Origin of the sequence: Pseudomonas morbosilactucae, from assembly GCF_023241715.1 — a bacterium.
GTDB classification, from domain to species: domain Bacteria; phylum Pseudomonadota; class Gammaproteobacteria; order Pseudomonadales; family Pseudomonadaceae; genus Aquipseudomonas; species Aquipseudomonas morbosilactucae.
Genome location: NZ_JALQCW010000028.1, coordinates 1 through 17,159 on the forward strand (window position 1 = coordinate 1; position 17,159 = coordinate 17,159).

The window sequence follows — 17,159 nt, forward strand, 5'->3', positions numbered from 1 at the left end:
GAGCAACTGATGCTCAAGCAATGCCCCGGAGTGTTCTGCGCCGGGGAAATGCTCGACTGGGAAGCCCCCACCGGCGGCTACCTGCTGACGGCCTGCTTTGCAGCGGACGCCGGGCGGATTGGGGATGTTGGAGTGGGTGAGGGGTAGGCGTTGAGCTGCAAGGCTGCAAGCTACAAGCTGCAAGCTGCAAGCTGCAAGTGGCTAGCGGCTTGCGGCAGATGACTGAGGGGAGAACCAGAGTGATGAACTCACATGCACCGGCTTCAGCTTGCGGCTTGCTGCTGAAAGCTTGCAGCTGTGACAAGCCGCCATGCTGAGTGCCGAGCTGAAAGCTTTTTACATGGTCGCCCGCCTGGGCAGCATTACCCTGGCGGCGAAAAAGCTCGGCCTTAGCCAACCGACGGTCACCACTCAGATTCGCCAGCTGGAAAGCCGCTATTCGGTGGAGCTGTTCTTCCGTGGCGGCCGTCGGCTGAGCCTCAGCGACGAAGGCGCGCGCCTGCTGCCGATGGTCAAGGGGCTGTTGCAGCAGGAAGCCGACATTGAGTTTTTCCTGCGTAACAGTGGGCAGGTGCAAGGCACATTGCGCATCGCCGCCACGGCGCCGTATTACATTCTCGACCTGGTGAAGGCCTTCCGTGAACGCCTGCCCCAGGTCGAGGTGTCAGTGGAAATCGGCAATTCCCAGCAGGTGCTCGAAGCCCTGGAAGACTACCGGGTGGATGTCGCCGCCTCATCCCAGTTCCTCGAAGACTCGCGGCTGGTTCGGCGGACCTTGGGCACCGATCCCCTGGTGCTGGCGGTGCACCGCAACCACCCTTTGGCCAGCCTCAGCCACGTGCCGCTCAGCGCCCTGGCCGGGCACACCTTGCTGATGCGCGAACCGGGCTCCACCACCCGCAGCCTGACCGAAGCCTTGCTCAACAATGCCCAGGTGAACCTGGGCCCATTGCTGGAGATTGGCAGCCGGGAGTCGATCCGCGAGGCGGTGCTGCGCAATATCGGCATCAGCCTGATTGCCCGCCAGGAAGTGCCCCACGACCCGCAACTGCGGGTGCTGACCATCGAGAACGCGCCACAGATCGCCGAGTACCTGTACTGCCTCAAGGAGCGCAAGCAGGCGCGCCTGCCGGCGGCGTTCCTGGGCCTGGCCCAAGAGATGGCCGGCTGCTGAATGCCTTGTCGGCGTCGGTGCAGCGCTCGCTCAACCCAAATTCACCAATACCACTATCGGCAGCTTTTGCCTGATTGCCACGAGACCTACGCATTCGCTCCCTAGGATGGCCTGCATCTGCTTGATGAGGTCCGTCCATGAACCACTCCACTGCAACTGCCCTGAGCAACCCCGCGCGCCGATGAAAGTGCGGGGTGTCCAGAAGCGTTTTGGCGCCTTCACCGCCCTGGATAACGTGTCCCTGGACGTCGCGGCCGGCGAGCTGGTGTGCCTGCTGGGCCCGTCCGGCTGCGGCAAGACCACACTGCTGCGTTGCATCGCCGGCCTGGAGCACCAGGATCAGGGCGAGTTGTACCTGGGGGATCGGGACGTTTCGCTGCTGGCACCGCAAGCCCGGGACTATGGGATTCTGTTCCAGTCCTACGCGCTGTTTCCCAACCTCACGGTGGAAGCCAACATCGCCTACGGCCTGGCCGGCAGCGGCCGTGAGCAAGTGCGTCAGCGCGTGGCGCAGATGCTGGAACTGGTGGGCCTGACCGGCAGCGAAAAGAAATACCCCGGCCAGCTGTCCGGCGGTCAGCAGCAGCGCGTAGCCCTGGCTCGCGCCCTGGCCCCGGCACCCTCGCTGCTGTTGCTCGATGAGCCGATGTCGGCCCTGGATGCCCGGGTCCGCGAGCACTTGTGCACCGAGTTGCGCCAACTGCAACGGCGCCTGGGGATCACCACGTTGATGGTCACCCACAATCAGGACGAAGCCATGCTGATGGCCGACCGCATCGCCGTGATGAACAACGGCAAGGTCGAGCAGTACGCCACGCCTCAGGAGATCTACGACCGTCCCGCCACGCCCTTCGTCGCCGAGTTCGTCGGCCAGGGCAACTGGCTGCCCTTCAGCCGCAACAGTGACAGCCATGCCCAGGTGGGTGGGATGAATGTGCGCCTCGCCGAGAATTCGGCCAAGGCCGCTTCGGGGCGTCTGTTCTGCCGCCCCGAAGCCATCAGCGTGAACCCGCCGGTGCACGAGGAGAACCTGTTCCCGGCCAAGGTCCGCGACATCACCTTTCTCGGCAATCGCTGCCGCATGAGCTTCGAACTCGACCAATTGCCGGGGCACCCGTTGTTGGCCGAGTTGGCGCCGGAAGCCATGCCGCGCCTGGGTGGCCAGGCGATCTGGGTGGCCTTGCCGCCCCGCAGCCTCCAGGTGTTTGCCTGAGATGGCCGCTGAAATGACCCTGCCGCTGCCCGCCAAACGGACGCGCCAGGCTTCCCGTGCCGAGTTCGGCGACCGGCTGTTCGTGGTCGGCGGCAAGTGGCTGTGGCTGTTGCTGCTGGGGATCGCCGTGCTGCTGCCGCTGCTGGCGATCTTCTGGCGTGGCTTCAGTGCCGAAGCCGGGCAGGGCGGTGGCTGGCTGGCGGCCCGTGAACTGGTGGCCAGCGCCAATTTCCACTGGTTGCTGGGCAACAGCCTGAAAGTCTCCCTCAGCGTGGCCGCCATCGTGGTGCCCCTGGCGTATCTGTTCGCCTACGCCCTGCAACGCACGCTGATTCCCGGAAAGAGGCTGTGGCGCGGCCTGTCGCTGCTGCCGCTGATGGCCCCGTCGATGCTGCCGGGCATTGCCCTGGTCTACCTGTTCGGCAACCAAGGGATGCTGCGTGGCCTGTTCACCGAGAACATCTACGGCTTCTGGGGCATTGTCCTTGGCGAAGTCATCTACACCTTTCCCCACGCCTTGATGATCCTGCTCTCGGCCCTGTCCCTGGCGGATGCGCGGCTGTTCGATGCGGCGTCGAGCATGGGCGCCAGCCCCGCCAAGGCGTTTCGCAGCATCACCTGGCCCGCCACCCGGCAAGCGGTGTTCGCCGCCTTCTGCCTGGTGTTCACCCTGACCATCACCGACTTCGGCGTGCCCGTGGTGGTGGGCGGTGATTATCAGGTCCTGGCCCTGGAAGCCTACAAGGCTGTGGTGGGCCAGCAGCAGTTCGGGCGCGGGGCCTTGATCGGCATGGTGCTGTTGCTGCCGGCGCTGTTTAGCTTCGGTGTCGATGCCTGGCTGCGCCGCCGTCACGGCGATTCCATGAGCGGCCGTGCCCAGGTATTCAAACCGGCAGCCTCGCGGCGACGCGACGCTTGCTACCTGGCCATCGTGCTGCTGATCTGCGCGGCCTTGTTGCTGGTGTTCGGCATGGCGGTGTATTCCTCCCTGGTGAAATTCTGGCCGTACAACCTGTCGCTGTCGCTGAACCACTACCAGTTCAACGACACCGCCGGTGGCGGCTGGCTGGCTTACCGCAACAGCCTGACCATGGCCCTGTGCACCGCGCTGATCGGTAGCGTGCTGATCTTCACGGGGGCCTACCTGATGGAGAAAACCTCCGGCCAGCGCGGCCTGAACCTGGCGCTGCGCATGCTCAGCTTCGTGCCCATGGCCGTGCCCGGTCTGGTGCTGGGCCTGGGCTACGTTTTTTTCTTCAACCTCAACGGCAACCCGCTGCATGTGTTCTACGGCAGCATGGCCCTGCTGGTGGTGTGCACCATTGCCCACTACCTGACCACCGCGCAGATGACCGCCACCACCGCCCTGCGCCAGTTGGATGCCGAATTCGAGGCCGCCGCGCTGTCCCTCAAGGCGCCGCTGTACCGGCACTACCTGCGGGTCACGCTGCCGATTTGTCTGCCGGCGCTGCTGGACATCGTGCGCTACCTGTTCGTCTCGGCCATGACCACGGTGTCGGCGGCGATCTTCCTCTACAGCCCGGACACCATCCTTGCCGCCGTCGCCGTGCTGAACATGGACGACGCCGGCAACGTCGGCGGCGCCGCGGCGATGTCGACCCTGATCCTGTTCACCTCCGCCGGCGTCTCGCTGCTTCTGGCCTGGGCGTCCCGCGGGCTGCTGCGCCGCTCCCAGGCCTGGCGGCAGACCGCCCCGGGCCACTGATGCCTTGCTCACTCACCCTCTGATCCGCACTCACTAAGGAACCGCACCATGTTCAAGCCCCTGGCTCTTGCCGCTGCCGTCCTCTCTGCTGTCAGCCTGAACGCCTTTGCTGCGAAAACCGAGCTGACGGTCTACACCGCCCTCGAAGCCGAACAATTGAAGTCCTACAAGCAGGCCTTCGAAAAGGCCAACCCGGACGTGGAGATCAAGTGGGTGCGTGATTCCACCGGGATCATCACCGCCAAGCTGCTGGCGGAAAAAGCCCGGCCACAGGCGGACGCGGTCTGGGGCCTGGCCGCTTCCAGCCTGGCGATCCTTGACCAGCAGGGCATGCTGCAAAGCTACGCGCCCAAGGACCTGGGCAAGATCGGCGGCAACTACCGCGATGCCGCCAACCCGCCGGCCTGGGTCGGCATGGACGTCTGGGCCGCGACCATCTGCTTCAACACCGTGGAGGCCGAAAAGCAGGGCCTGACCAAACCGGTGAGTTGGCAGGACCTGACCAAGCCCGAGTACAAGGGCAAGATCGTCATGCCTAACCCGGCGTCCTCGGGCACTGGCTTCCTTGATGTCAGCGCCTGGCTGCAGACCTTCGGCGAGAAGCAGGGCTGGCAGTACATGGACGATCTGCACCAGAACATCGGCCAGTACGTCCACTCCGGTTCCAAGCCGTGCAAGCTGGCCGCCGCCGGTGAGTTCCCGATTGGTATTTCCTTTGAGTACCCGGCCGTGCAGCTCAAGCGCCAGGGTGCGCCGCTGGACATCGTCCTGCCGAAGGAAGGCCTGGGCTGGGAAATCGAAGCCACGGCGGTGATCAAGGGCACCCCCCATGAAGAGGCGGCGAAGAAGCTCGCCGACTTCTCTGCCAGCCCCGAAGCCATGGAGCTGTACAAGGAAAACTTCGCCGTGCTGGCCCAGCCCGGCATCGCCAAGCCGCAGACCGAACTGCCGGCGGACTACGAGCAGCGCCTGATCAAGAACGACTTTGCCTGGGCCTCGAAGAACCGCGACGAGATCCTCGCCGAATGGCGCAAGCGCTATGACGGCAAGTCGGAAAAGGTCGCCAAGCAGTAACCGATCAATCGCCTTCGCCGGCAAGCCGGCGAAGGCGCTTCCCCTCCAGGACACCCCTCATGACCCATCACAGCGATCTACTGATCGTCGGCGCCGGCATCCTCGGTCTGTCCCACGCTTATGCGGCCGCCAAGCGCGGTTTGCGGGTGCGGGTTTTCGAGCGCAGCGCCACGCCCCTGGGCGCCTCGGTGCGCAACTTCGGCCAGGCCCTGGTCACCGGCCAACCGCCGGGCATCATGCTGGAGCTGGCCCGCGCCAGCCGGGAGATCTGGGCCGACTGGCAACAACTGGCGGGCCTGCCGCTCAAGCGCAACGGTTCCTACCTGTTCGCCCGCAGTGAAGCCGAAGGGCATTTGCTGGAAGCCTTCTGTGCCGGCCGTGCCCGCGAGCATGGCTATCGGGTTGAACTGCTTCAGGGCGCGGCCTTGAACGATCTGTATGGCGGCCAGTTCCGCCATCACCGCGCGGCACTCCACGGCCTGGACGACCAGCAGCTGTACTCCCGGGAAGCCATCCCGGCGTTGATCGACTACCTGCGGCGCGACCTGGGTGTGGCGTTTCACTTCTCGACCCTGGTGCGGGATATCGAGCCGGGGCAACTGCACAGCACCGCCGGGAGCTTCCGCGCGCCACGCATCGTGCTGTGTTCGGGGCATGATTATCAGACCCTGCTGGCCGAGCAGATCGCCGCCTTGCAACCGCAGATCTGTCGCTTGCAGATGCTGCGCGCCCGGCCCCAGGTCAACTTGAACCTGCAACACGCGTTGCTCACCGGCTTGAGCTGCGTGCATTACGGGGCCTTTGCCGATTTGCCGGAAGCGGCGGCGGTGCAGGCGCAGATCCTCACTGAGGCGCCCCACTTGCACGAACACGGCATCCACCTGCTGATCAGCCCGACCCCTTATGGCGAGTTGATCATCGGTGATTCCCACGATTACGGCAGGGATCCATCGCCGTTCAACGCCGAACAGGTGGATAACTGGTTGATCGAGCTGGCCGAACACACCCTGGGCTGCAAGGTCCAGGTGGTGGAGCGCTGGCAGGGCGTTTATGGCGCGCGCGGGCCCGCGCCGTTCTCGTTCCTGGAGGCGGCGCCCGGGGTGCATGCGGCGCTGATGCACACCGGGGTGGGCATGAGTGTTGGCCCGGCGATGGCCGAGCGCAATATCGCCCGGGTGCTGGGGGAGGCGTGATGAACCGACAGCAACAGGTGATTGCCGAGGTGTTCGGCCTGTACGAGCGCTTTGGCGATTACGACTACATCGGCGAACCGGTGTCGCAGATCGAGCACATGTCCCAGGCGGCGCAACTGGCCATCGCCGAAGGGTATGACGACGAAGTGGTGCTGGCGGCGTTCTTCCACGATATCGGGCACATCTGCCAGCAGGATGCCGAGAACATGGGCGGTTTTGGCGTGGCCAGCCATGAGCGCCTGGGGGCGGATTATCTGCGCCGTGCCGGGTTCGGCGAGCGGCTGGTGCGGCTGGTGGAATACCACGTCCAGGCCAAGCGCTACCTGACCTTCAAAGACCCCGGCTACTACCAGCGCTTGAGCGAGGCCAGCCGACGCACCCTGGCGTATCAGGGCGGGGTGATGAGCGCAGCAGAGGCGGCTGCGTTCGAGCTAGATCCCTTGTGTGCGGTGAGCCTGCGCATGCGCCACTGGGACGAGCAGGCCAAGGACATGTGGGTGCCGGTGATGGACTTGCAGATCCTCAAGGACAAGGCCTTGGCGGTGTTGGCTTGAGGGCCCTTACGGACCTTGTAGGAGCCGGCTTGCCGGCGAAGGCGATCTACGCCTCCACCACCAGGGTTTCAGCCAGCGCCTCGATCTGCTCCTGGCGCTCGGCCTGGCTCAGGCGCGCTTGGGGATTGAGGGATGACCACTGGGGATGGGCCCGGGCCTTGCTCAGGGCGTCGGGCAGTTTGCCCTCGCGCCAGCTTTTATCCTCGGGCGTGGCCAACTGGATGTGCTCCATCGCCGCATGCCCGCGCAGGTTCAGGGCCTGTACCAGTTGGCGCTGGCGCAGGGCCAAGAGGCGCAGCACGCTGTCATCCACGGTCAGCTCGCGCTGGCCCTTGAGCTTGCCCAGCAGGCGGCTGCCATAACTGCGGGCGGTTTGCAGCGCGCCGCCGGCAATGGCCCCGGCCAGGGCCGCGGCGCCCAGGGTCAGGCCGCCCACCAGCAAGTCCACGCCGGCTCCGGCTGCCGCACCTGCGGCAATCCCACTGCCCACACGCACCCCCAGTTGCTTGAGGGTTTCGGGGTTGAACAGGTCATCGCCCCAGCGCCCGTCCAGCAGCGGCAAGTCACGGGCTGCCGCGTCCTCGGGGCGGAAGGCGTACAGCTTGAGCAGGGCCTCGACGCAGCGCTGCTCGCGTTGGCGAATGGCCTGGCGCAACTCGCTGATGGCGGCTTGTTCCAGGGCCGCATCGCTGACCACGCTGCGGCGGCAGGCGGCGCAGTCCACCAGCAATTCGGCGATCAGCCGCGCGGCGCTGTGCCGGCGAGCCTGGCGCTGGGCTTGTTGATCGTCGATCAGCCGTTGCAGTTGCGGGCGGGCGCTTTCCAACAGCAGGGCCAGGCTTTCATACAGGCGCCGTTCACCGTCTTCCGGCGGCGCCACACTGTCGAACCGCACCAGGGCATGCAGGCCCAGGCGAGCCAGGGCTTCGCGCCAATCCGGCTCGCGGTGCTGGTCGCTGCTGACGAAGTTGAGCACCGGCAGCAAGGGTTTGCCGCAGCTGGCCAGCACTTGCAGCTCATCGCGGTACTTGGCCAGCACCGGCTCCCGGGCGTCGATCACGTAAAGGCCGGCATCGGAGGCCAGCAACTGGCGCAGGACCTTGGCTTCCTGTTCGAAGCGCTGCCGGGCTTCGCTGCCGTCGAGAAACCGCGCCAGCCGTGCCGGGCCATCCAGGCGTTCGCCGGGGCGATCCAGGCGCTCCAGGTAGTCCAGCAGGGCAATGGCGTCTTCCAGCCCGGGCGTGTCATACAGCTCCAGCAGGGCCTGGCCCTCCACCGACAGGCGCGCGCCTTCCACGTGTCGGGTGGTGCTCGGGCGATGGGAGACTTCGCCAAAGCCCACGTCCCGGGTCAGGGTGCGCAGCAGCGAGGTCTTGCCGACATTGGTGTGGCCGACCACCGCCAGTTTCAGCGGGGTGTTGCGGGCATCAGTCATGACCGGTCTCCAGCCAGTTGAGAGGGGCGCAGTCGGCGAATGGCAGTTCCAGTTGTTGCAGGGCGGCGTGCCAATCCCCCAGGCGTTCGGCATCCAGGGCCTGGCCGGGGGGCGCCTGCAGCAGCCAGATACGGGTGGCGCTGGCATTGCGCGCCAGCTCCGCGATCAGCGCCAGGCTGCCGCGATCCGGCGAGCGTCGGGGGTCACAAGCGATGACCAGGCGGGCCGGAGGGAAGCGGTTCATCTGTTCCAGCAGCGTGAGCCGCGACTCGCGGCTGTCGAGGATTCCGGCGTCGCTCACTCCCGGCGGTAGGCTGGGTGGCCAGGGGTGTTGATCGTCCAGTTCGATGGCGACCAGCAAGGCCCCGGTGCTGTCCTCTCGGCCGGTGCCCGTGGCGATTTGCGGCAGCTGTTGCGGCGCGGCGTCGTTCACACCCAGGCGTTCACTGCTGGGCATCAGGCGTTCGCGCAGCTGGCTGTAGCCTGGCAGCTTGAGGTCCAGTTGCAGGCGGGCCAGCCCGTGCTTCCAGCGCCAGCGGCAGAACAGCATCAGCACCAGGCGTGGCAGCACGCCGTAGATCACCACCAGCACCACCAGCCAGATGGCCCAGGACTGGCGGATCAGCTCGGTGTTGTAGACGTCCCGGGTGCTGGCCTGAATGGTCGCCACGCTGGGGGCGCCGAGGCCCAGGCCCCGGGGCAGGGTGCTGAGGACGTTGGTAATGGCAACGAAGGCATCGGCGCCCAGCAAGGTACTTTCCCAGACAAAGCTGTAACGGTGGGTGGTCAGCAGCAACAGCAGCATGACCACGGCGCTGGACAGGGCCAGGCACCACAGGCCGTTGACCAGGGTGCCGAGGGCCCAGCGGTTGAGTTTGCGCCGTTGCAGCAACAGCAGCAGGGCCGGCGGCAATTGCGCGGCCTTGGCGTCGCGGGAGAACTTCTCGCTGAGCCACAGCCACAGGCGACCCAGGCTGGCGCCGTGTTCACCGGCGAACAGCAGGCCCAGCAGCCAGCCCAGCAACAGGATCAAGTTGATGCCCAGCAAACTCCCCAGGGCCCAGAACACATTCACCGGCTGCTGGGTATTGCCCAGGGCACTGAAGGCCAGGCCGGCGCCACTGAGCACGGCCAGTACTGCCAGGACCAGCAAGGCCAGGCGCGCGCCTTGCAGCCAGTGCAGCAGGGCACTGTGCAGGCCGTCGCGCTGGGCCAGCCACAGGGCGCGGTGTTGGATGCGCGTGGCCAGGTCGCCGCCCTGGCTGCGGGCCAGGCGGTTGGCTTCCTGATCGTCCAGTGGCCCGGCGTGTTCTTCCCGCAGGCGCACGGTTTCGGTCAGCCACAGTCGTTGCAGGGGAGTCAGTGCAGTCACGCGTTATTCCATCGCTCAAAGGTGCGCTGAGCATAACTGCTGCAGCGGCGGTCGGGTGAAGTTGCCAGGCCCCGGCCCTCTGGTATCCTCGCCGGCATGAAAAAAACTCTCCCCCTCAGTCTGATCGCGGCCCTCGGTGAAAACCGCGTGATCGGCATCGACAACAGCATGCCCTGGCACTTGCCGGGGGATTTCAAATACTTCAAGGCCACCACCCTCGGCAAGCCGATCATCATGGGTCGCAAGACCTGGGATTCCCTCGGTCGCCCATTGCCGGGGCGCTTGAACATCGTGGTCAGTCGTCAGACCGATCTGGTGCTCGAAGGTGCCGAGGTTTTTCCGTCCTTGGAGGCCGCCGTCGAGCGCGCCGAAGCCTGGGCCCTGGAGCAGGGCGTGGAGGAACTGATGTTGATCGGCGGCGCCCAGTTATATGCCCAGGGCCTGGAGCAGGCGGATCGCCTGTACCTGACGCGGGTAGCACTGAGCCCGGAAGGGGATGCCTGGTTTCCAGCGTTCGATCTGGACCAATGGCAATTGGTGTCGGACGTACCGAATCCGTCGGAAGGGGACAAACCGGCGTACAGCTTTGAGGTGTGGGAGAGGAGCTGAAAGACACAAGCCGTAAGCTGCAAGCGGCAAGTAGAAGCTGACGGGCTCGTTCTTGCAGCTTGTGGCTTACAGCTTGCTGCTGTTTTTTTACGCCTGCTTCAACTCCGAATGCTCATCGGCGTCCAGCAGCGCTTTGTCGGTTTGCTGCATCACCTGGCTGGTGATGGCGCCGGCGGTTATCGAGCCGCTGACGTTCAGCGCGGTGCGGCCCATGTCGATCAGGGGCTCCACGGAAATCAGCAAGGCCACCAGAGACACCGGCAAGCCCATGGCCGGCAGCACGATCAGCGCGGCAAAGGTCGCGCCCCCGCCCACACCGGCCACACCGGCTGAGCTCAAGGTCACAATCGCCACCAGGGTGGCAATCCACAGCGGGTCCAGGGGGTTGATGCCCACCGTGGGTGCCACCATCACCGCGAGCATCGCCGGGTACAGGCCGGCACAGCCGTTCTGGCCAATGGTCGCGCCGAACGAAGCGGCGAAGCTGGCGATGGACGATGGGATGCCCAGGCGCTGGGTCTGGGCTTCGATGCTCAGCGGGATGGTCGCGGCGCTGGAGCGGCTGGTAAAGGCGAAGGTCAGCACCGGCCAGATCTTGCGGAAAAAGCGCAGCGGGTTGATCCCCGCCAGGGCCACCAGCAGGCCGTGGACCACGAACATCAGGCCCAGGCCCAGGTACGACACCAGCACAAAACTGCCGAGCTTGATGATGTCCTGCAGGTTCGAACCGGCCACCACCTTGGTCATCAGCGCCAGCACGCCATAGGGCGTGAGCTTCATCACCAGGCGCACCAGGCGGGTGACCCAGGCTTGCAGGGTGTCGATGGCGTTGAGCACTTTCTGGCCTTTGTCGGCATCGTCCTTGAGCAACTGCAAGGCGGCGACCCCGAGGAAGGCGGCGAAGATCACCACGCTGATGATCGAGGTGGGCTTGGCCCGGGCCAGGTCGGCAAAGGGGTTCTGCGGAATGAACGACAGCAGCAGCTGCGGCACGTTGAGGTCGGCGACCTTGCCCGCGTAGTCACTCTGGATCACTTGCAGGCGGGCCATTTCCTGGGTCCCCGCCACCAGCCCTTCGGCGGTCAGGCCGAACAGGTTGGTCAGGCTGATGCCCACCAGTGCCGCGATGGCGGTGGTGAACAGCAGGGTGCCGATGGTCAGGAAGCTGATTTTGCCCAGGGACGAGGCGTTGTGCAGGCGCGCCACGGCGCTGAGGATCGAGGCGAATACCAGCGGGATGACGATCATTTGCAGCAACTGAACGTAACCGTTGCCCACCAGGTCGAACCAGCCGATGGAGGCTTTGAGCACCGGGTTGCCAGCGCCGTAGATGGCGTGCAACGCCGCGCCGAAGAGCACCCCGAGCACCAGGGCCAAGAGCACTTTTTTGGCCAGGCTCCAGGAGCTGTGGCGGGTTTGTGCCAGGCCCAGCAACAGGGCGAGGAACACCAGCAGATTGAGGATCAGCGGCAGATTCATTGAGGCTCCGATTAAGAGGTGTGCCCATCGCGTGTGCCCGCGATGGCGAACCGGAAACTCTAACAGCTTGATATATAAAGAATTAATAACGAGATTGAATAGCCCCTGTCGTTTTTGGAATAAGCCGTTGACGCCCAGGCACATGCGGTTGGCGCTCAGGGGAAACAGGCGGTCGTGTGCAGACGAGGACTGTCACACGGATTTGTTAGCGTCGAACGCTTTCACTCAGGGAGAAAATATCGATGAAACGTACTCCGAAATTCCTGGCGGTTGCACTCTGCCTGGGCCTCGCCGGCCAGGCCTTTGCCACCGAGTTGAAACACTGGCCGCAGGAGCAGGCCAAGCAGTTGGACGCGATGATCGCGGCCAATGCCAACAAGGGTAACTACGCGGTGTTCGACATGGACAACACCAGTTACCGCTACGACCTCGAAGAGTCCTTGCTGCCCTTTATGGAGAACAAGGGCCTGATCACCCGGGAAACCCTCGACCCGTCCCTCAAGCTGATGCCCTTCAAGGACACCGCCGAGCACAAGGAAAGCCTGTTCAGCTACTACTACCGCCTGTGTGAAGTCGACGACATGGTCTGCTACCCCTGGGTCGCCCAGGTGTTCTCGGGCTTCACCCTCAAGGAACTCAAGGGCTATGTCGACGAGTTGATGGCGTCGGGCAAGCCGGTGTCGAGCACCTACTACGACGGCGACGTGGTCAAGACCATCGAGGTCAACCCGCCCAAGGTCTTCACCGGCCAGACCGAGCTGTACAACAAGCTGATGGAGAACGGCATCGAGGTCTATGTGATGACCGCCGCCTCCGAAGAGCTGGTGCGCATGGTCGCCTCCGATCCCAAGTACGGTTACAACGTCAAACCGCAGAACGTGATCGGCGTGACCACCCTGCTCAAGGACCGCAAGACCGGCGAGCTGACCACCGCGCGCAAGCAGATCAGCAACGGCAAGTATGACGAGAAGGCCAACCTCGGCCTGGAACTGACCCCTTACCTGTGGACCCCGGCGACCTGGATGGCCGGTAAGCATGCGGCGATCCTGACTTACATCGACGAGTGGAAAAAACCGGTGCTGGTGGGCGGTGACACCCCGACCAGCGATGGCTACATGCTGTTCCACGATGTGGACGTGGCCAAAGGCGGCATCCACCTGTGGATCAACCGCAAGGACAAGTACATGACCCAGCTCAACGGCATGATGGCCAAGCACGCCGCGGCCCAGGCCAAGGAAGGGCTGCCCGTCACCGCCGACAAGAACTGGGTCATCGTCAAACCTGAAGACATCCAGTAACCGCCTCGGCCCACCTATGTAGGAGCCGGCTTGCCGGCGATAAGGCCCCCGTATTTGGCGCTACCCTTGGGGGCGCCATCGCTGGCAAGCCAGCTCCTACAGGGGGGGAGAATGTTTCAACTTGTGACAGATAAAGGCCCTCTGCCATAATCGCCGCCGCTTAACGCCGCGGCTTGTTCCTTGCGTGCTGGGCTCCCTTCCGACTGCGCGTAATGGAATACGTTGTGAGCTACCTCTCGATCGAATTCGGCCTCTGCTTCATCCTGTTCTTTGTCCTGTATTGGAGCCTGTGCTGGAGTCTGCGATTGCAGAACCTGCTGTTGCTGGCGGCCAGTTACGGCATCCTCGCCAGTTTCAGCCTGGACTTCCTCTACATCCTGCTGGGCTACAGCGCCCTGGTGTATGGGCTTGGCCACCTGGCTCGGCGTTACCCCGGACGCACTTTCGTCAACGGCTTGATCCTGCTGCTGGTGCTCGGTTGCTTCTACCTGTTCAAGTACCAGGACTTCTTTACCAGCAGCGTGCAGGCCGGCCTGGCCCAGTTCGGGCTTGAAGTGTCACTGCCGTTACTGGAAGTGCTGCTGCCGGTGGGGCTGTCGTTCTACACCTTCCATTCGGTCAGCTACCTGGTATCGATCAACCGGGGCGAGATGCAACCCGGCTCACCCCTGGACCTGGCCCTGTACCTGGCGTTCTTCCCCAGCCTGATCGCCGGCCCGGTGAACCGCGCCAGCCACATGCTGCCGCAGATTCGTCCGCCGCAACTGCGTGAGGTGTTGGAACCCCAACGCGCCCTGGGCTTGATTGCCCTGGCGGTGGTGAAGCTGTTTTTCCTCAGTTCCTGGCTGGCCAACGAATGGGTCGACCCGGTGTTCGACAGCCCGGTGAGCTTCAGCGCCGAACAGATCCTGCGCAGCGTCTACGGCTATTCGTTCCTGATCTACTTCAACTTCAGCGGCTACACCGACCTGGTGACTGGCATTGCCCTGTTGCTGGGCTTTCGCCTGCCGCAGAACTTCAACTACCCCTACGCCGCGCGCAACCTCAAAGAATTCTGGGGGCGCTGGCACATCAGCCTGTCGACCTTTATCCGCGACTACGTCTACATCCCCCTGGGGGGCAATCGCCGTGGCGTATGGCGTGGCAACCTGAACATGCTGCTGGCCATGCTGATTTCCGGGCTGTGGCACGGCGCCAGCGCTAACTTCATTATCTGGGGCGCGCTGCACGGTGTCGGGTTGGCGCTCTACAAACTCTGCAGTTCCTGGTTGCCGGAGCGCTCGAGTGGCCTGGTCGGCGACCTGTTGGCGCGCCTGCTGACTTTCCACTACGTGGCCTTGGCCTGGATCTTCTTCCGCTGCGCCACCTTCAGCGACGCTCTGGACATGTTCGCCGGCCTGGGCGGCCTGTCCCTGGCCGGGCTGGCCCGTGACGGTGCGGTGTTGTTGGGCTGCCTGCTGTTCGTGGCCTTCTACCCCCTTGTCGTGGCGCTGCTGCGCCGGGTGTTCGAGGCCAGTACCCGCCTGCCGTGGCTGCTGTATCCGCTGCCGGTGGGGCTGTTTATAGGTTTGGTCATTTTTGCTTCACCGTCGGGCGTGCCGGGGTTTATCTATGCCAGTTTCTAAGCGTTCTTCCTTGCTGCGCCGCCACACCGGCGCCGCCAAAGTGCTGTACGCCATCCTGGTCATCAGCCTGATGCTGTTCTGGTTCAACCAGAACTCCATTCGCCTGTACTGCCAGCAGAAGTATCACGACGGCTGTGACATCCCGGCGCTGTCGCAAAACCCCGAGTGGCGCCTGGGGGGCCAACTCAACCAGCAGTTGGAGGAGGCCCGCGTGGCTTTCTTCGGCCGTTTCGACGTGAACCTGGTGGCCCAGGCGCAGGCCGCGTCCGAGGATGAACCCCTGGCGCCGTTGCCGAGCCTGGCGGTCGAGCCTGAGCCGCAGCCCGAGCCGCAGCATGAAGCTGGCCATCAAGCCGCGCATCAAGCGACACACGAGCCGACACACGAGACCGTGCCGGTCGCCCATGGGCTGCCTGCGCCGGACGTCGAAGCGCCGGCGCCGGCCACCGTGGTGGAGACCTCGCACCCGGCACCGCCGGCCCTGCCGCTGGTGGTCACCCTGGCGGAAGGTGATGAAGTGTTTTTTGTCGGCGACTCGCTGATGCAGGGCGTGGCGCCACACATGGCCAACACCCTGCGCAAACGCTACAACGTGAAAAGCACCAACCTCAGCCGGCAGAGCACCGGGCTGGCCTACCCCAACTTCTTCAACTGGCCCAAGACGGTCGAGAGCACCTTGGCGGCCAACCCGAAGATCCGCCTGATGGTGATTTTCCTGGGGCCCAACGACCCTTGGGACATGCCCGATGGCAAAGGCAAGCCGTTCTTGCGCTTCAAACACCCGGACTGGGAAGTGGCCTACCGGCAACGCATCGACTCGATCCTCGACGTTGCCCGTGACCGCGGCGTGCAGGTGATCTGGGTCGGCCCGCCGAACATGGAAAAAGCCAAGCTGTCGGCGGCTATGGCGTACTTGAATGAGCTCTATAAAAGCCAGATCGAGCTTTACCACCAGCACTTTGTCTCGGCCAACCGGATCCTGGGCTATGAAAACGACACGTTTTCCTATTACCTGACCGCCAACGGCCAGAAGAAGGTCAAGACCCGCGTTGACGACGGCATCCATTTCACCCCCACGGGGCAGAAGTTGATCGCCGAGGGGGTGCTGTCCCTGATCCAATTTCCCACCCCACAATTGACGGAGCACTGACATGGGCCGACTGCAGGGCGTCGCGCTGTTGCTGAGCATTACTTTGCTGTGCAGCTGCAGCCCGACTGCCGAAGTCCAGGCGACGCCGGCCACGCTCCAGGGCAAGGCAGGAGCGAGTGCGAAGAAACCTCAACCGGTGCTGGGCAGTGACCCCAACCTCGCGGGCCTGGCGCGCAAACTCAAGACCTCTGACCGCACGCCTATCAGCATTGTCCAGTTGGGCGATTCGCACACGGCGGCCGATCTGTTCAGCGGCGAAATGCGCCGGTTGCTGCAAGCCCAATACGGTGATGGCGGCATCGGTTTCATTGCCGCAACACCGGTGCCCGGTACGCGCTATGAGCGGGTGATCCTCAACGTTGCCAAGCGCCAATGGTCGCTGGTGTCGGCGCGCAATCAACAAAGCAACCAGTTCCCCCTGGGCGGCTACCTGTCATTGCCGATGACCCCGGGCGCCCGGGTCAACATCGCCGAACGCCAGCCCAGCACCCAGCAATATCGGATCTCCGCGCTGTACTCGGCCACCAGCAACAGCAGCCTGAATGCCCGGGACAACCGCAACAAGGCCAGCCGCATGCTCGCCGCGACCGGTGGGCAATGGCGCTTCAGCCCGCCGTTCAACAACCTGACATTGCCGGCAGACTTCAGCGTCGGCAGTGACCAGGGGCTGGCCCTGGGCGGTTGGAACATCCTCGCCCAGAAGAGCGCCGGGGTGATTTATTCGTCCCTGGGCATCAACGGCGCCCGACTGGACGTGCAAGACAAGTGGCAGCCGGGCTGGATGGACAGTCTCAAGGCACTGCGCCCGGACATGGTGGTGCTGGCCTATGGCACCAACGAGGCCTTTGATGACGACCTGGACCTGGCCCTGTACCGCAGCCAGTTGCAGGACAAGGTCAACCTGCTGCGCCAGAACCTGCCCAAGGCGGTGATTGTGCTGGTGGGCCCGCCGGACTCGATCAAGCGCCGCGGCGCCGGCAGTTGCGCCGCCGCTCAGCCCCAGCCGTTGCGCCAGGTGATTCAGATCCAGAAGGACATGGCCCAGCGCAACCGCACGCTGTTCTGGGACTGGCAGGCCTTTATGGGCGGTGACTGCTCCATCCGCCAATGGCAGGCCAGCGAGCTGGCGCGCAATGACCTGGTGCACCTGAGCGCCGAGGGTTACCGCAAAAGCGCCGACGGTTTGTACCGCTACCTGCGCGGACAACTGGGCGAACGCATGCCCTAAGCCTTGTGGGCGCTGGCTTGCCAACGATT

General features: G+C 64.4%; 14 protein-coding genes and 1 pseudogene. 12 read left to right on the forward strand and 3 right to left on the reverse strand.

Annotation, left to right across the window (positions count from 1 at the left end):
• The 7 genes and pseudogenes from M1B34_RS12530 to M1B34_RS12560 all read left to right on the forward strand — a co-directional run.
• Window positions 1–154 (forward strand): annotated as a pseudogene (locus M1B34_RS12530) (aminoacetone oxidase family FAD-binding enzyme); the annotation flags it as partial.
• Window positions 155–310: 156 nt separating this feature from the next.
• Window positions 311–1,174 carry a LysR family transcriptional regulator gene (locus M1B34_RS12535; protein ID WP_123328117.1) on the forward strand — a complete coding sequence of 288 codons (864 nt, stop codon included), beginning with the start codon at window positions 311–313 and terminating at the stop codon, window positions 1,172–1,174.
• 124 nt (window positions 1,175–1,298) lie between these two features.
• The gene (locus M1B34_RS12540) at window positions 1,299–2,387 is read left to right on the forward strand and encodes a putative 2-aminoethylphosphonate ABC transporter ATP-binding protein (RefSeq protein WP_425273511.1); all 1,089 of its coding nucleotides are present in this window, start codon (window positions 1,299–1,301) and stop codon (window positions 2,385–2,387) included.
• 1 nt (window position 2,388) lies between these two features.
• A complete protein-coding gene (locus M1B34_RS12545) occupies window positions 2,389–4,113 on the forward strand; it encodes a putative 2-aminoethylphosphonate ABC transporter permease subunit (RefSeq protein WP_268265307.1) in 1,725 nt (574 codons plus the stop codon).
• 48 nt (window positions 4,114–4,161) lie between these two features.
• Window positions 4,162–5,187 carry a putative 2-aminoethylphosphonate ABC transporter substrate-binding protein gene (locus tag M1B34_RS12550; RefSeq protein WP_123327675.1) on the forward strand — a complete coding sequence of 342 codons (1,026 nt, stop codon included), beginning with the start codon at window positions 4,162–4,164 and terminating at the stop codon, window positions 5,185–5,187.
• Between the two features lie 59 nt (window positions 5,188–5,246).
• On the forward strand, window positions 5,247–6,380 hold the full coding sequence (locus tag M1B34_RS12555; RefSeq protein ID WP_268265308.1) for a TIGR03364 family FAD-dependent oxidoreductase: 1,134 nt from the start codon (window positions 5,247–5,249) through the stop codon (window positions 6,378–6,380).
• The gene (locus M1B34_RS12560) at window positions 6,380–6,934 is read left to right on the forward strand and encodes a phosphonate degradation HD-domain oxygenase (RefSeq protein WP_268265309.1); all 555 of its coding nucleotides are present in this window, start codon (window positions 6,380–6,382) and stop codon (window positions 6,932–6,934) included. Before M1B34_RS12555 ends, M1B34_RS12560 begins: the two co-directional genes overlap by 1 nt.
• A gap of 46 nt (window positions 6,935–6,980) precedes the next feature.
• Here the strand turns inward: M1B34_RS12560 and M1B34_RS12565 are convergent, their stop codons facing one another.
• A complete protein-coding gene (locus M1B34_RS12565) occupies window positions 6,981–8,369 on the reverse strand; it encodes a GTPase/DUF3482 domain-containing protein (RefSeq protein WP_268265310.1) in 1,389 nt (462 codons plus the stop codon).
• On the reverse strand, window positions 8,362–9,741 hold the full coding sequence (locus tag M1B34_RS12570) for a DUF2868 domain-containing protein (RefSeq protein ID WP_268265311.1): 1,380 nt from the start codon (window positions 9,739–9,741) through the stop codon (window positions 8,362–8,364). Before M1B34_RS12570 ends, M1B34_RS12565 begins: the two co-directional genes overlap by 8 nt.
• 96 nt (window positions 9,742–9,837) lie before the next feature.
• On the opposite strand from M1B34_RS12570, the gene M1B34_RS12575 reads away from it, so the two are divergent.
• Window positions 9,838–10,350, forward strand: a complete 513-nt coding sequence (locus tag M1B34_RS12575; RefSeq protein ID WP_268262708.1) for a dihydrofolate reductase — start codon at window positions 9,838–9,840, stop codon at window positions 10,348–10,350.
• An 87-nt stretch (window positions 10,351–10,437) separates the two neighbouring features.
• Here the strand turns inward: M1B34_RS12575 and M1B34_RS12580 are convergent, their stop codons facing one another.
• The gene (locus M1B34_RS12580; protein WP_123327669.1) at window positions 10,438–11,829 is read right to left on the reverse strand and encodes an L-cystine transporter; all 1,392 of its coding nucleotides are present in this window, start codon (window positions 11,827–11,829) and stop codon (window positions 10,438–10,440) included.
• A gap of 242 nt (window positions 11,830–12,071) precedes the next feature.
• Between M1B34_RS12580 and M1B34_RS12585 the strand changes: the two genes are divergently transcribed.
• The 4 genes from M1B34_RS12585 (at window position 12,072) to M1B34_RS12600 (ending at window position 17,130) form a co-directional block, all read left to right on the forward strand.
• Entirely contained in the window at window positions 12,072–13,127 is a 1,056-nt protein-coding gene (locus tag M1B34_RS12585; protein WP_123327668.1) for an HAD family hydrolase, read from the forward strand.
• Between the two features lie 224 nt (window positions 13,128–13,351).
• Complete coding sequence (locus M1B34_RS12590) at window positions 13,352–14,752, forward strand: MBOAT family O-acyltransferase (protein WP_268265312.1); 1,401 nt, start codon at window positions 13,352–13,354, stop codon at window positions 14,750–14,752.
• Window positions 14,739–15,902 (forward strand): SGNH/GDSL hydrolase family protein, encoded by a 1,164-nt coding sequence (locus M1B34_RS12595; RefSeq protein WP_268265313.1) that lies wholly within the window; start codon window positions 14,739–14,741, stop codon window positions 15,900–15,902. Before M1B34_RS12590 ends, M1B34_RS12595 begins: the two co-directional genes overlap by 14 nt.
• A gap of 1 nt (window position 15,903) precedes the next feature.
• Entirely contained in the window at window positions 15,904–17,130 is a 1,227-nt protein-coding gene (locus M1B34_RS12600; RefSeq protein ID WP_268262711.1) for an SGNH/GDSL hydrolase family protein, read from the forward strand.
• Window positions 17,131–17,159: the final 29 nt, after the last annotated feature.

Excerpts from the sequence above, each read along its gene's own strand:
- M1B34_RS12535 (WP_123328117.1), top strand. The coding sequence starts at position 311 with ATGCTGAGTGCCGAGCTGAAAGCTTTTTACATGGTCGCCCGCCTGGGC.
- M1B34_RS12540 (WP_425273511.1), top strand. The coding sequence starts at position 1,299 with ATGAGGTCCGTCCATGAACCACTCCACTGCAACTGCCCTGAGCAACCC.
- M1B34_RS12545 (WP_268265307.1), top strand. The coding sequence starts at position 2,389 with ATGGCCGCTGAAATGACCCTGCCGCTGCCCGCCAAACGGACGCGCCAG.
- M1B34_RS12550 (WP_123327675.1), top strand. The coding sequence starts at position 4,162 with ATGTTCAAGCCCCTGGCTCTTGCCGCTGCCGTCCTCTCTGCTGTCAGC.
- M1B34_RS12555 (WP_268265308.1), top strand. The coding sequence starts at position 5,247 with ATGACCCATCACAGCGATCTACTGATCGTCGGCGCCGGCATCCTCGGT.
- M1B34_RS12560 (WP_268265309.1), top strand. The coding sequence starts at position 6,380 with ATGAACCGACAGCAACAGGTGATTGCCGAGGTGTTCGGCCTGTACGAG.
- M1B34_RS12565 (WP_268265310.1), bottom strand. The coding sequence starts at position 8,369 with ATGACTGATGCCCGCAACACCCCGCTGAAACTGGCGGTGGTCGGCCAC.
- M1B34_RS12575 (WP_268262708.1), top strand. The coding sequence starts at position 9,838 with ATGAAAAAAACTCTCCCCCTCAGTCTGATCGCGGCCCTCGGTGAAAAC.
- M1B34_RS12580 (WP_123327669.1), bottom strand. The coding sequence starts at position 11,829 with ATGAATCTGCCGCTGATCCTCAATCTGCTGGTGTTCCTCGCCCTGTTG.
- M1B34_RS12585 (WP_123327668.1), top strand. The coding sequence starts at position 12,072 with ATGAAACGTACTCCGAAATTCCTGGCGGTTGCACTCTGCCTGGGCCTC.
- M1B34_RS12595 (WP_268265313.1), top strand. The coding sequence starts at position 14,739 with ATGCCAGTTTCTAAGCGTTCTTCCTTGCTGCGCCGCCACACCGGCGCC.
- M1B34_RS12600 (WP_268262711.1), top strand. The coding sequence starts at position 15,904 with ATGGGCCGACTGCAGGGCGTCGCGCTGTTGCTGAGCATTACTTTGCTG.